The organism is Chitinophaga chungangae (assembly GCF_017742215.1).
GTDB classification, from domain to species: Bacteria; Bacteroidota; Bacteroidia; order Chitinophagales; family Chitinophagaceae; genus Chitinophaga; species Chitinophaga chungangae.
In genome coordinates this window covers 727830-741320 of record NZ_JAGHKP010000003.1, presented here as the reverse complement: position 1 = coordinate 741320, position 13491 = coordinate 727830, and the positions used below count along the sequence as shown (strand labels likewise).

At 53.8% G+C, this 13491-nt stretch carries 11 protein-coding genes; 6 read left to right on the top strand and 5 right to left on the bottom strand.

Annotated features, from left to right (window positions below; genetic code table 11):
* Positions 1-2 precede the first annotated feature (2 nt).
* Entirely contained in the window at positions 3-455 is a 453-nt protein-coding gene (locus J7I43_RS17445) for a hypothetical protein (protein ID WP_209147136.1), read from the bottom strand.
* 181 nt (positions 456-636) lie between these two features.
* Here J7I43_RS17445 and J7I43_RS17440 point away from each other — a divergent pair, with 181 nt between their 5' ends.
* From J7I43_RS17440 to J7I43_RS17415, 6 genes are all read left to right on the top strand, one after another.
* Positions 637-798 (top strand): DUF2147 domain-containing protein, encoded by a 162-nt coding sequence (locus J7I43_RS17440; protein WP_209147135.1) that lies wholly within the window; start codon positions 637-639, stop codon positions 796-798.
* A 105-nt stretch (positions 799-903) separates the two neighbouring features.
* Positions 904-1515 carry an SRPBCC family protein gene (locus J7I43_RS17435; protein ID WP_209147134.1) on the top strand — a complete coding sequence of 204 codons (612 nt, stop codon included), beginning with the start codon at positions 904-906 and terminating at the stop codon, positions 1513-1515.
* A complete protein-coding gene (locus J7I43_RS17430; protein WP_209147133.1) occupies positions 1512-2300 on the top strand; it encodes an SDR family NAD(P)-dependent oxidoreductase in 789 nt (262 codons plus the stop codon). The genes J7I43_RS17435 and J7I43_RS17430 overlap by 4 nt, the downstream gene beginning before the upstream one ends.
* Positions 2297-3283 (top strand): NAD-dependent epimerase/dehydratase family protein, encoded by a 987-nt coding sequence (locus J7I43_RS17425; RefSeq protein WP_209147132.1) that lies wholly within the window; start codon positions 2297-2299, stop codon positions 3281-3283. Before J7I43_RS17430 ends, J7I43_RS17425 begins: the two co-directional genes overlap by 4 nt.
* Positions 3283-4365, top strand: coding sequence for a sensor histidine kinase (locus J7I43_RS17420; protein ID WP_209147131.1), 1083 nt, complete (start codon positions 3283-3285; stop codon positions 4363-4365). The genes J7I43_RS17425 and J7I43_RS17420 overlap by 1 nt, the downstream gene beginning before the upstream one ends.
* Positions 4362-5120: a LytR/AlgR family response regulator transcription factor gene (locus J7I43_RS17415; RefSeq protein ID WP_209147130.1), complete on the top strand. Its 759-nt coding sequence runs from the start codon at positions 4362-4364 to the stop codon at positions 5118-5120. Before J7I43_RS17420 ends, J7I43_RS17415 begins: the two co-directional genes overlap by 4 nt.
* 72 nt (positions 5121-5192) lie before the next feature.
* Here the strand turns inward: J7I43_RS17415 and J7I43_RS17410 are convergent, their stop codons facing one another.
* The 4 genes from J7I43_RS17410 to J7I43_RS17395 form a co-directional block, all read right to left on the bottom strand.
* Complete coding sequence (locus J7I43_RS17410; protein ID WP_236023410.1) at positions 5193-7184, bottom strand: FAD-dependent oxidoreductase; 1992 nt, start codon at positions 7182-7184, stop codon at positions 5193-5195.
* 12 nt (positions 7185-7196) lie between these two features.
* Positions 7197-8645, bottom strand: a complete 1449-nt coding sequence (locus J7I43_RS17405; protein ID WP_209147129.1) for a RagB/SusD family nutrient uptake outer membrane protein — start codon at positions 8643-8645, stop codon at positions 7197-7199.
* 28 nt (positions 8646-8673) lie between these two features.
* On the bottom strand, positions 8674-11928 hold the full coding sequence (locus J7I43_RS17400) for a TonB-dependent receptor (protein WP_209147128.1): 3255 nt from the start codon (positions 11926-11928) through the stop codon (positions 8674-8676).
* Between the two features lie 268 nt (positions 11929-12196).
* The gene (locus tag J7I43_RS17395) at positions 12197-13372 is read right to left on the bottom strand and encodes a FecR family protein (RefSeq protein ID WP_209147127.1); all 1176 of its coding nucleotides are present in this window, start codon (positions 13370-13372) and stop codon (positions 12197-12199) included.
* Positions 13373-13491: the final 119 nt, after the last annotated feature.

Below are 13491 nucleotides of genomic sequence, written 5' to 3'. Positions count from 1 at the left end.
GTTTAGTCGTTTTTATCAATACTGTACTCGTTATTCTCTTCGTCTTCGCCGCCGATCTCTTCCTGTTCGTCGTCGTCTTCGCTGCCGGGCACGTCCAGCTCCTCGCCTTCATTGAGCGGGTCGCCGTCATCGTCCGTCATGTCCACTTCAGCCTGGTGCATCCGTTCTTCTTCCTCGTAAGCAGGGTCGCGGGTAGCCGCGTCTTCCAACGCATTACGTTCCGCTTCCGTTACGTTATCCTCGCCCTCAACGAGCGGTTCCTCGTCGTCCAGCACGCCTTTGCCTTCTTCGTCGTCAGACGAAGCGGTGGTATCCGCCAATTCGCCCATCGGGGCGGGTTTGATATTTTCCTGCCCGGGAATGTCGTGCATCTGCGGGAGGTCCATACTGGCCGGGGTGCCTTTCATGCGGTCTTTATCCTGCTGGTTATCGGTGAAATCTTTTTCTTTTGCCATGGTAGTATTTTTTAAGAAACGGCGAAAGAACCATGCCATTCGCAACAACTGTCAAAACCCGGCGAAATTGTAGAGATAATTACGCATTGACGGCGGTAAACGGGTCTTTTATATCAGATTTTCCCCGATATTTGAAGGGTTCATCAAACCCGGTCCCCATGAAAAACTTGATCCTGACGGCTTGCTTTTACTGATGGTACCCGCCTTTTCTTTCGCCCAGAATGCCGACGCCGTAACGGGCATTTGGTACAACCAGGAAAAAGACGCCAAGATCCAGATCTACCGCAGCGACAAATATTTCGGGAAGATCGTGTGGATCGCCACCGTTTGGACGCGCGCGTAATAATTCCCTCCAAAACCAACAACTCAACCCCTCCACGCTACAGTTCAACGAAAATTCCATGGCCGGGGGCGCTCTTCCGCGCAATTTTGCTTCAAATGCCAAAGCATGAAAAGCATCATAATTATTGTCATCATGAGCGCGGTCTTTATCCAGCCACTGTTTGCCGGGAAATTACCGGCGGAGGATTTTAAATTCGTGAAACAATCCAATAACGTATTCCTGTACGAACGCTGGATCGCCGCCGGCAACGACGAAAAAGTGAGGGAGATCAAAGCCGTGTTCCTCGTCAGGGCCAGCCGAAACAGCCTGATCAGCCTGCTGAAAGACCCGGTGAAAGGCCGCGACTGGAACGTGAACGCCAAAGAATACCGCGTGCTGCCGCTGCCGGAAGGAAACCGCTGGATCAGTTATATTCAATACGACATTCCCTGGCCTTTCGATAACCAGGACTGCTGCCTCTCATTCCAAAGCAGCGAGAGCGAAGTAACCTTTCAAAGCACGCGCCACAGCGCCTTCCCGGAAAAAGACGGCATTATGCGGCTTACCGGCACCAAAGGCAAATGGGTGCTGGAAAATATGCATTCGGGGAACGTAAAAGTGACCTATTTCATCACCACCGACCGCAGCCGCAAGATCCCGCGCTGGGTTTCCGACCCGATCGTGCACAACAATCTCATTAAAACCATGACACGCTTCAAAACACTCGCAGAACAATGAAATACACGCTCATCACCGGCGCCAGCTCGGGCCTCGGCCGGGAATTCGCCATACAGTGCGCCCGCATGGGGATGCACATCATCCTCATTGCGCTGCCGGGCGGCAACACAGCGTCCCTTGCCGGTCAATTGATGGATGAATATGCAGTAGACGTGCAGGTGTTCGAATTCGATCTTACGGATGCCGCGGAACTTGAAAAGCGCGTCAATGAGATCATCCGCTGCTACCCTGTCGATTTCCTGATCAACAACGCGGGCATCGGCGGCACCGAAGCGATCACGGAAACGCCGCTGGAAAAGATCGACAGGATCATCCTGCTCAACGTGCGCAGCACGGCCCTTCTCACGCGCCAGCTGATCCCGCACCTGCTGCGGCACGACAAAAGTTATATCATGAACATCTCCAGCATGGCCGCTTTTACGCCCATCGCGTACAAAACGGTATACCCGGCTTCCAAAGCCTTTATTTCGGTATTTTCGCTGGGGTTGAAGGAAGAACTCGAAGGCACCGGCATTTCCGTAAGCGTGGTGTATCCCGGACCGATACTGACCAATTCCGGCACTGCGCGCAGGATCATCAGCCAGGGCCTGAAAGGCAAAATGGGCCTGCTGCCCACGCCGGAGATCGCGCAAAAGGCCATCCGGATGACGCTGGCGGGCTCCCCGGTGATCATTCCCGGCATCATGAACAGGATCAGCCATTTTCTCATGCAGCTGCTGCCCACCGGGTTTAAAATGAAACTCGTGTCGCGGGAGGTAAAAAAAGAAATCAGTTATTCGATATGACCAAAGTGTTGATCACAGGCGCCAACGGCTTCCTCGGCTCCAATCTTACCCGGGAAATGTACCGCCTCGGCTATGAAATAAAAATACTGGTACGCCCAACCGCCGATCTGAAAGCCATTGCAGACATTCCCTGCGAGATCTTCTCCGGCCATCTCAACGATGCCACACAGGTAATGCAGGCCGTGGAAAGCTGCGACGTGGTGGTACATGCCGCCTGCATTACAGACCAGTGGGGCGTTTCATTCGAAGAATATGAAAAGATAAATTTCACCGGCACCCGCCACATCGTGGCGGCGTGTTTGCAGCATAAAGTGAAAAAACTCATTTATGTCAGCACCGCCAACACCATCGGTCCCGGCAGCAAAAGCAACCCCGGCAGCGAACTGAACGGCTTTTCGTTGTTTAACGCCAATTCAGGATATATCAACAGCAAATACCTCGCGCAGCAATACGTGCTGGAGCACGTGGAGCGCGCCGCGCTGCCCGCCGTGGTCGTGAACCCCACCTTCATGATCGGGCCGAACGATGTGAAACCCAGTTCGGGCAAACTGCTGCTGTACGGCGTGGGCAAAAGCGTGTTGTTTTACCCGCCTGGCGGAAAAAATTTCGTACATATACAGGATGTGTGCCGTGGCATCGTGAACGCGATCGGGAAAGGCAAAACCGGCGACTGTTACCTGCTGGCGGGGCAAAACCTGAGCTACCGGGAATTTTTCAGGATGGTAGACCGCGCCCAGCACCGCAAAACGCTGCTGATCCCGATACCGCCGCTGTTCCTGAAGATCGCCGGGATAGCCGGTTCCGCGCTGGCCCGGCTTACCGGCCGGTCGCCGAAGCTGAACTATACTTCCGCTTACCTGTTGTGCTTGCAGAACTATTACACCGGCCGCAAATCGGAACGCGACCTGCAATTGCAATACACGCCCATAGAAACCGCCGTGCACGAAGCGTTCCGCTGGTTCAGGGAAAATGCATATTTTTAATGAAGCGAACTACCGACATGGATTTTCAGCAGCACGACAAACTCTTTACCAGCAAGCTTTTCCGTTATCTTTCGAGGATAGTGATCCTCTATATCCTTAGCACGATCTTCAAGCTGTTCGACCATACGTTTGTTGAAGACATGCGCGTGTGGGGCATGCGGGGCCAGCTTTTCAGCGTCGTGTACGTTGTGTACGGGCTGATCGTATGGGAAGGCGCCATCCGGCTTTCCGGCTGGGTGGAGCGGCACACGGGGCCGAAAAAGCTCGTTATCCTCGCGCTCAGCCTGCTGGCTTACGGCGCGGTCGCTTCCATCGGGTTCGGTCTGGTATACGCGGCATTCGACATTTTACTTTTCCACCGCTACGAAGCCTGGGAAAGCGCCAGCAGCTTCAGCTACGACCTGAATTTCGGCACATTCCTTTTCTATTTGCTCATCCTCACCTTCAACGGCATCATTTATTATTACAAAGGCTGGAAAGAATACCAGCTGCAAACGGAAAGGCTGATGCGCGAAAATATCCAGGCGAAATACGACGCGCTACGCAACCAGATAGACCCGCATTTTTTCTTCAATTCGCTCAGCGTGCTTACCAACCTGGTGTATAAAAGCCCTGATGTAGCGGCGGATTACATCACGCAGCTCGCCAAAACCTACCGCTACATCCTCGATAAAAAATTCGAGAACCTCGTGCCGGTGCAAACCGAGCTCGACTTCCTGGATTCATACCTTTTCCTCATCCGCATCCGCCACCAGAGCAGCATCCGCTGTTCGGTGGAGATCGGCGAAAATATCCGGGTGAAAGGGATGATACCGCCCGCCACCTTGCAGCTGCTGGTGGAAAACGCCATCAAACACAACCGTTTTTCGTCGAACGACCCGCTGCTGATCACCATCAAAAGCGAAGGCGACGAACTGGTGATATCCAACAAAGTACGGGCGAGAAGCAATCCTGAAACGCCCTCCGGCATTGGATTGGAGAATATCCATAAAAGATACGAGCTCGCCATCGGGAAAGGCATCCGCGTATATCCTTCTTACGATCTGTTCATTGTTAAAATTCCGGTTATCCTGCAATCATGAAAGTGGTAATATTTGAAGACGAAATGCATAACGCCGAGCGGCTGATCCAGCTGATCCGCCAGTGCAACCCGGACGTGGAAGTGCTTGCCATCATCGAATCCGTTGCGCAGGGCGTGCAATGGCTGGCGGAACAACATCCCGTGGACCTGATGTTCATGGACATCCAGTTGTCTGACGGGAACTGCTTCGAAATGTTCGCCCACACCAAAGTGCACACGCCGGTGATCTTCACCACGGCGTACGACGGTTTCGCCCTGCAGGCGTTTAAGCTCAACAGCATCGATTATCTCATGAAACCGATCGAGCAGAAAGAATTGTGCAACGCATTGCAAAAATTCGAACAGTTCCGTCCCGCGCCCAATTACCAGGTAGATATCAACCGCCTGGCGGAAGAATTTCTCCGCCGCGACCATACCCGTTTCATCGGCCGCATCAACAATCAACTGATTTACGTAAAAGCGAAAGACATCGCCTGGCTGCAATTTTCCAAAGGCGTTACCTGGGCCACCACCTTCGCGCAGCAGCGCATGCCGCTGGATTATTCGCTGGACCAGGTCGAGAAGCTGCTGGACAAACACACGTTTTTCCGCATCAACCGCCAGTTCATCATTCATATCGACGCGATCAAAAAGATCATGGCGTATTACAACAGCCGCCTCATCCTGCAGCTGGAGCCGGCCGCGGGCGAAGATGTGATCATCAGCCGGGAACGGGTCAACGATTTTAAGGCCTGGCTGGAAGGTGTAAAGCCGTAATTACGGGTTTACACCCGAAAAAAAAGCCGGGCGAAACGTTCGCCCGGCTGGTAAAAACCACTTAAACCAAAACTATTTTTCCACGGGAATGAACAACACGGCATCCGCCACAGTAGCGCCATCTGCCCCATCGCTGGTGATTTCCACGTATGCCTTTTTACCTTTTGAAAATGCGTAGCTGCCCAGTTCCACCCATTCGCCGGAAGTTTGTCCCTGCACGCGAACGGACGCCGCGGTGTACGGCACTTTCGATTCCTTTTTACCGTCGAACACGCTGATGTGCGTGGTGGATGAAATATTCGCCACTTTCGGCACATAGGTGTACACCTTGTAAGTACCGGTTTTCAATACGTCAGGCGTAAAACGGATCGTAGCGGATTGCCCTTTTTCGGCAACGAACAAACTGGGGCCGTATGCGCCTCTTTTTTCGGTTTTCCAGGTTCCGTTTGTCGTGGTGTTCGCTACATCGTCGTTATCTACGAGGATCTCGGCGGTGCGGTCGGTCGCCAGCGGGCGGGCCGCCAGTTGCTGCTGCAATTTGGCGACATCTACTTTCTGCACGGAAGTTTTATGGTCGATGGCCGCTGCCGCCGCGGTGGCGGAAGATTGCGCCAGCACCATAAACACCGGTTCCATGCGGATGGAGCCGTAAGCAATATGCGAAGCGGAAAGACAAACCGGCACCAGCAGGTTCTCGCAGTCTTCCTGTTTCGGGATCAGCGAACGGTAGCTGATCGGGTAAGGTCCGAAACCGCCGATCTGCACGTCGCCTTCGTTTTTCACCATACCATTCTCCACAATGCGCTGGCAGTTATGCGAATCCATGGTATACGCCGCCATGCCCACGCCGTCTTTCACCACTTCACGGCCTTCGCAGTTGGCCTGCGTCATCACGTAACTGCCCACCATGCGGCGCGCTTCACGCACGTACATCTGCGGGCTCCAGTTGCCGGATTCGGGGTATTCATCTTTCGGATAGCCCCATTTCAGCATTGCGTCGCGCAGGTGTTTCGGCATGCGCGGGTCGTGACCGATGAAATACAGCAGGCCTTTATTGTACAGTTCGTGTTCTTTCGTGATCTTTTCGCGGGTTGCGTAATCGGCTTCGGGATAATTGTAGTTCATGCCGATCATGTCCGTGGAGAACGCTCCGTTGTTGTTGATGTCCGTTTTGTGGTTGGGCATGAGGTCGAACTTGAGGAAACCGTTGAGATTACCGGGTTTCAACTTCTCCACCACGCGTATCAATAATTCGTAACGCGCGGGATCGTACCCTTCCGGCTGCGTGATGGGGATCATGTTGTCCGGCTGGTTGCTGAGGCATATCCTGAAATTGTAGGCCTGCACTTTTTTGTCGCCCGCTCCCTGCGGTGCGAGTTTTTCGCTGCTGATGCCCCATACCAGGCCGCTTTCGGGCTTGCCAGGTATTTTATACGGGTCTATGCCGTCGGGGAACTGGTGTTTGTTGCGCATCTGCACGCCATTGTAGGTTTCGTTGTATTGCGCATTGGCTTCGCGGCCAACGGTATACGAAACGCCGGCTTTCGCCATCAGGTCTCCCTCGTAGCTGCAATCAATAAACATTTTCGCGCGTACCACCGACGTTTTGGCGGTGCCGCCGGCCGAAGCCTCCAATTGGATCTCGGTGATGCGGCCGTTGGATTTCTGCGCGCCGGCCAGCCGGTGCATGTACAGCACTTCCACGCCCGCTTCGCGGATGTATTGCTGGAAAGTGCGCTCTGCAACGCCCGGTTCGAATATCCACTGTTCAAACTTGCCGTAATGCGTGCCGATACGGCGGTAAAAATCGCGGGAAATGCCGGTGATGGCGTATTTGTTCCCGATATCGGTATACCCCAGGCCACCGGAAGTAAGGCCGCCCAGGCGTTTGCCCGGCTCGATCAGCAACACCGTTTTATTGAGTTTTTTCGCGGTGTAAGCTGCGATCACGCCGGCTGAAGAACCGCCGTAGACGCAGATGTCCACCTCGCGCACCGACTGCGCGGAAACTCCTGCGGAAATTACCGCCAGGCATACAATCAAAAGCATTCGTAGTTTCATCATCCTTGAAATGTTTTAGTAACCGGGATTTTGGTCTTTAACCGGGTCTATGGCTTTGTTATAGTTATATTCGATAGTCGGGACCGGCCACAGCATATGTTTATCCAGCACGGTTTTGCCTTTCACAGCCTGTATCACCTGTTTGGCAATGCCAAGGCGTTTCAGGTCGGGCCAGCGTTTGGCCTCGCAGCAGTTTTCATAGCCCCTTTCTTTCACCACCAGGTCGATGAAGGCCTGCTTGCCGCTGTAGTCCGCCAGTTTAAAGTCCACCGTGGCGTCGGCGGCAAGCGGATTTTTTCCGTAAGCCCTGCGATGCACCATATTGAGTTTCTCCATTGCGTCGGCATCGGGCGCGCCGTCTGCCTGGGCTACGCATTCCGCGTAAAACAGCAGCACATCGGCGTAACGATACATCGGGTAATCGTTTCCGCCGCTGGTGGTCGTGGTCCTGTCGCTGAATTTGCGGTTCAGGATCGTGGTAGGCCCCAGGCCAAACGTTTGCGGATACCAGTTAAAAGTATAACGCAGATCGTTTTTATCCCAATTTTTAATAAAACTGTTTTGCTCGGAATCGCTGTAAAAGGTATAAAAGCCGCCGGGAGGATAATAACCGGTACCGGGGTAATGCGCGTATTGGGGATATGCAAACCCTTGCCCGGAAGGCGTCCTGGAATATTTGATGTAAAATATCTCTTCGGTGGAAGAAACAATGTCCGGCCCGAAAAGTTTGTCGAAATCATCGGCGACGGTCACGTTCACGAGCGAGAATTTGTTGGAGGCGATCACTTCGGCCGCTTTGTCCCTCGCATCGTCGTAACGGTGCAGGTTCATCAGCACGTCCGTCAAAACCGTTTTTGCAGCCAGTTTGTTAGGCGTTCCGCCCAAACGCGCCACGTCGGGAAGGTTTTGTTCGGCAAACTGCAGGTCTTGCAGGATGTAAGCATACACCTCATCCTGCGTATTTCTTTTCAGGTTGATGGAATCCATGTTGAATTCCGTGCGGATGGGCACGCCGGCCCAGTTGCGGACGAGATAAAAATACCACAGCGCGCGCATGAAACGCGCTTCCGCGATATAAGCCTGTTTTTGGCCTTCCGAGAGGTTTTTTCCGTCCGGCGTTTTTTGTATCACGATGTTCCCGTTGCGGATGGCCTGGTAAAACGCGGCCCACATGTCGCCCACACGGGTGATGTTCGTATTGTCCAGCCCGGTGTAATCGTTTAGCGGGGCATGGCTGCCGCGGCCGTACAGGTATTCGGTGTAGATCTCCATCTGGCACTCGTATAGTGCGCCCATGGTGCCGCTGTTGCGTATGGGCACGTATATCGCGTTAAGACCGGCTTCTACTTCGGCCGGGGTGTTGTAGAAAAGTTCCGCCGCAATAGACTTCGGTTTTTCTTCCAGCATTTTGGTGCAGGAAGCCAGCAGCAGAACGGAAAATATGATGAGCAATGACTGTTTCATATGCAATGATTAGTGTAATTAAAATGGATTAGAACCCGCAACGGAGGCCGAACGTAACCGATTTGTTGGTCGGATAGGTGGAATAGTCGATACCCTGGTTGATGGAATTGGAACCGCCGTATGCGTTCACTTCCGGGTCGTACCAGGAATATTTGGTGAAGGTGATCAGGTTCTGCCCGCTGGCGTAAACCTGCGCGCTTTTCACCCATTTCCAGCCGAAATTGCGCACCGGCAGGTTGTAAGCCAGCTGGATATTTTTGAAACGCAGGTAACTGCCGTCTTCCACGAAGCGGCTGCTCATGTTGCCATTCAGGTTGCGCGTGATCTTCGGGTATTTGGTGTTTGTTTTTTCCGGCGTCCAGTGGTCTTCGAATACTTCGCGCGGAAGGTTCAGCCCCATGCCAAGATCGAGGCTGGCGGCTTTGTTGAGGTTGAAGATGTCGTTGCCCTGGCTGCCCTGGATAAACACGGTGAGCTCAAAACCTTTCCAGGTGGTGATGGAGTTAAGGCCGTAGATGAAGTCAGGATTGGGATCGCCGATGTAGGTTTTGTCTGCCGCGCTGATGTTGCCGTCTTTGCTGATGTCTTCATACTGGATATTCCCGTTGTCTGTATACCCGGTTTCTTTGTAACCGTAGAAGATGCCCAGCGGCTGGCCTTCCCGGAGCAGGTTCACGTAATCGTTGAGCGAGCCGGTATAGAATGCGCGGCCGAAAATATCCTGGCCGTTGTACAGCTTCAGCACTTTGTTCCGGTTGAAAGCGATGTTGCCGGCCAATGTCCAGTTCACTTCGCGTTTTAAGATGTCCGATTCAAGGCTCAGCTCGATGCCGGTATTTTGAATCTCGCCCACGTTCTGCACGGTGGTGCGGTAACCCATGGAAGCCGGCAGCTGTACGTTGTTCAGCAGGTTGGTCGTTTTTTTCCGGTAAAAATCGGCGGTAAACCGGAGGCCGTTATTGAGGAAGGCGATGTCCATGCCTGCGTCGAACTGGCGGGTGGTTTCCCAGCGCAGGTCGCCCGGAAGCGTAGTGCCCGGCGCAAAGGCCGTGTAGAGCGCGTCTCCGAAGATCGTATTGGAAGAGGAAAGCTGGTTCAGCGTCTGGTAAGGATTTACGGCCGTGCTCCCCGCACCGCCATAGCTGGCTCTCAGTTTCAGATCGGAGATGACGCGGCTCCGCTTCAGGAAATCTTCGCTGGACACGCGCCATGCAACCGCCGCCGAGGGGAAGTTGCCCCATTTGTTACTCTCGGAATACCGGCTGGAACCGTCCGTACGGAAGCTGAACGTAACCAGGTATTTGTCTGCGTAGTTGTAATTAAGACGGCCGAGGTACGACAGCAGCACCCATTTGCTGTAGCTCGTAGTCGGGATGCCGGGCGTGGCCGCGCTGCCAAGGCTGCCCGTGCCGGTAATGTCGCTCAAAAAGCCGGAGCCGGAACCGCGGAGCTGGTTGTATTCAAAATCCTGGTACGTGAACGCGCCCATTACGTTGAGCGTGTGTTTGCCGAACTGTTTGTTGTAAGTGATCACGTTTTCGTTCAGCAGGCTGGTGGATTTATCGGCGTACACCGTGGCGTTGCCTACGGAGTTGGTGGAAGGCTCGATGTTGCTGTATTGGTCTACCCGGTCGTTAAGATTCTCGATACCGCCGGAGATCTTGATGGTAAGGTCTTTCCAGGGTTTGATCACCAGCGCCGCATTCGCCAGCACCCGGTCGCCCTGGATATCGTCAGACGTTTCATTCAACGGCACCAGCGGGTTGATGATCACATTCGAAATGAAAGGATACGCCGTGTTCAGCCTGCGGTACGAACCATCGGCCAGATAAGGCGTGAGGCTCGGGGGAGACATGAGCATGGCCGAGATCAGGTCGTTGCCACGGTTGCCCGGCTCGCCCGTTTTCCGCGAACTGTTTAGCCGGGTGAGTATCGCGTTGTAGTTTACGCTGAAAACTTTGCTGATATCATGTTCTACGTTCGCGCGGATGTTGTATCGCTTGTAATCGCTGTTGCGCACGATACCATCCTGCGAAAACAGCGAACCGGAAATGGAGAATTTCGTTTTTTCCGTACCGCCGTTCACCGTAGCGCTGGCCGTGTACATCGGCGCATTACGCAGCACGAGGTCCTGCCAGTCTGTACCAGGGCTTGCATACAGGCTGTCTACCTGCCCCTGTGTGAAATACGGGGCCAGGCCGTCGTTCTTCGCCTGTTCGTTGTACAGCTCGGCGTATTGACCGGCGTTCATGAGCGGCATTTTTTTCGTCACCATCTGCGTGGTGTAACCAAAATCCACGTCCACGGTGGTCTGTTCTTTTTTCCTGCCGCCTTTCGTCGTGATCATCACCACGCCGTTGGCGCCGCGGGAGCCGTAGATGGCGGTGGAAGACGCATCTTTTAATATTTCGATCGAAGCGATGTCTGAATTCTGCAGGAAAGTGGGGTTGCCGTTGAAAGGAAACCCGTCTATCACATACAACGGCTCGTTACCGCCGAGAATGGAGTTTACGCCGCGGATACGCACGCTGACGGAACCGCCCGGCGCACCGTTGTTCTGCATCACGCGCACGCCCGGTGCGCGGCCGTTCAGCGCCTGCATGATGTTGGTGGCCGGGTAAGAGGTGATATCTTTCGATTTTATCTGCGACAATGCGCCGGTAAGATCGCTTTTACGCGCGGTGCCGTAACCGATCACCACGATCTCGTCTGTACTGCTCACAGACAGCTGCATCGTAACTGTCACAGGATTTTCGGCAGCGGTTGTTTCCTGGCTTTTGTAACCGATATAACTTACCACCAGCACCGATCCGCGCGGTACTTTGAATTTAAAGTTGCCCTGCGCATCGGTAGCCGTGCCGATCGACGTATTTTTCACCGCCACGGAAGCCCCGGGCAATGGAACTCCTTTGTCGTCCACTACTTTCCCGGTAGCGACAATCGAGGTGTCCTGCTGTTTTTCGTTGAAAATGATCTGTTGAACGATGCTGGTTTCCTTTTGTTTGATCACGATGTTCTTCCCCACGATGGAATACGTGAGCGGAAGCTCCTTCAGGCACAGGTCCAGCGCAAGGTCCAGCGGGTAATTCTTGATATTCACATTCACGCGCGCTTTGTCGATAAGCGAATGATCGAAAAAGAAAACATAACCGGTTTGTTTTTCGATGTTCCTGAACACTTTTTCGAGTGATGTGTTTTTTTCCGAAAGGCTTATGCTCTGTGCATATCCCCGGGCGCTTACCTGCAAACACGCGCATAATAAAATAATCACGGAAAACTTCATAACTAGCAGTGTTTTGGCGATCAGCCGCCATTTAAAATACCGCGTACAATCAGAAATAAATTGCATAATTTTGGTTTGTTAGGGTAAAAGAATCCCGCCCGGCGTAACTAGCCGGGGTCGCGGAATACCGTGGATTAGTTTCATCATGGTCCGCCCTTACATCTCTGCCGGTCCCGACTGCCATCGGGCCGGTTTTTTATTGAAGGGCAATTGGATTGGCTACATTTTTTTCATAACTGTTCTGCTTTTTTTCATAACGAATATTGAATTACGGCATTACGATGATTTTTTTTCCTTCGATCCTGTAATGCACCCTGCTTAATTCGAGAATTTTCATCACTTCGGTCACGCTGCTGCTCCTTTCGATCTTTCCGCCGAACTGTCTTGGCGCGATCTCGCCTTCATAAGCGATCTCCGCGTCGTACCACCTTCCGATCTGCCGCATTACGCCCTGCAGCGATTCGCGGTTGAAATGGAAATACCCGTTTTTCCACGCCACCACTTCTTCCACGTCCACATCGTTTTTGGTGGTCATTTTCCCGGAAAGGCTCAGGTTCGCCTGCTGGCCCGGCTCCAACTGCACCGCACTTTCGCCGTGCTGCACCTTTACGGCACCCTCCAGCAGCGTAGTGCGGATGCCTGGCTCGTCCGGGTAAGCCATTACGTTGAAATGCGTGCCCAATACCTGCACGGCCATATCGTTCACTTTCACTTTAAACGGCATCGCGGGATTTTTGGCGACCTCGAAATAGGCTTCGCCGGTAAGCTGCACTTCCCTTTCGCCGCCGGCGAAGGCGTTCGGGAAACGCAAGGTAGACGCAGCGTTGAGCCACACCTTGCTGCCGTCCGGCAGCGTGATGCGGAACTGGCCGCCTTTGGGCGTTACCAGCGTGCTGTAGCCGATGGCTTTGCCTTTTCCGACGGCATCGGAAGGATTGTAGGCCAGCTGCCCGCTGTCCAGCTTGATCACCTGCACGTTGCCCTGGCTGGCGATGGTGCCGTTGTCTGCCGTATCCAGCGTAATACGCCGGCCGTCCGAAAGGATCAGCATGGCCTTGTTGCCGCCGGGCAGCACCTGGCTGGCGTCTTGCGGCTGCTGCGCGAGCAATTCCTTTCCCGGCCGGCCGGGCTTGTACAACACGAGTGCAATTGCAGCGATAATAACCGCGGCGGCGGCGTATGGAATATACCTGCGAAGCAGGCGGACCTTTTTGACGGGAGCGGATGATTTTTTACCAAGAATGGCCATGCGTATGGCGTCTCGGCGGGCGGGGTCTGAAAGACCGTGCAGTTGTTTGTTTTCCAGCAAACCCTCGATAGCGGCCAGCCATTGGCGGCGCATGTTGTCGTCCTCAAGGGAATGCAGCACCCGCTCGGCCTCTTTCCGGCTTACATCCTCGCTGAGGAACCTGTCCAGCAATGCATCGAAGGTTTTCTGATCCATAACGTGATAAATTAAAGCCGGGGCCTGGGAGGCCCCGGACATTCTAAAGACGCGCAACAGGGCCGCAGGGAGGTGCCGGTTTCGAAAAAAAATCCGTGATTCACCAAACGCCTTGACTG

Bases quoted from the DNA above. Each gene is read 5' to 3' on its own strand.
- J7I43_RS17445 (WP_209147136.1), bottom strand. From the start codon at position 455: ATGGCAAAAGAAAAAGATTTCACCGATAACCAGCAGGATAAAGACCGC.
- J7I43_RS17430 (WP_209147133.1), top strand. From the start codon at position 1,512: ATGAAATACACGCTCATCACCGGCGCCAGCTCGGGCCTCGGCCGGGAA.
- J7I43_RS17405 (WP_209147129.1), bottom strand. From the start codon at position 8,645: ATGAAACAGTCATTGCTCATCATATTTTCCGTTCTGCTGCTGGCTTCC.
- J7I43_RS17425 (WP_209147132.1), top strand. From the start codon at position 2,297: ATGACCAAAGTGTTGATCACAGGCGCCAACGGCTTCCTCGGCTCCAAT.
- J7I43_RS17435 (WP_209147134.1), top strand. From the start codon at position 904: ATGAAAAGCATCATAATTATTGTCATCATGAGCGCGGTCTTTATCCAG.
- J7I43_RS17395 (WP_209147127.1), bottom strand. From the start codon at position 13,372: ATGGATCAGAAAACCTTCGATGCATTGCTGGACAGGTTCCTCAGCGAG.
- J7I43_RS17415 (WP_209147130.1), top strand. From the start codon at position 4,362: ATGAAAGTGGTAATATTTGAAGACGAAATGCATAACGCCGAGCGGCTG.
- J7I43_RS17400 (WP_209147128.1), bottom strand. From the start codon at position 11,928: ATGAAGTTTTCCGTGATTATTTTATTATGCGCGTGTTTGCAGGTAAGC.
- J7I43_RS17410 (WP_236023410.1), bottom strand. From the start codon at position 7,184: ATGATGAAACTACGAATGCTTTTGATTGTATGCCTGGCGGTAATTTCC.
- J7I43_RS17420 (WP_209147131.1), top strand. From the start codon at position 3,283: ATGAAGCGAACTACCGACATGGATTTTCAGCAGCACGACAAACTCTTT.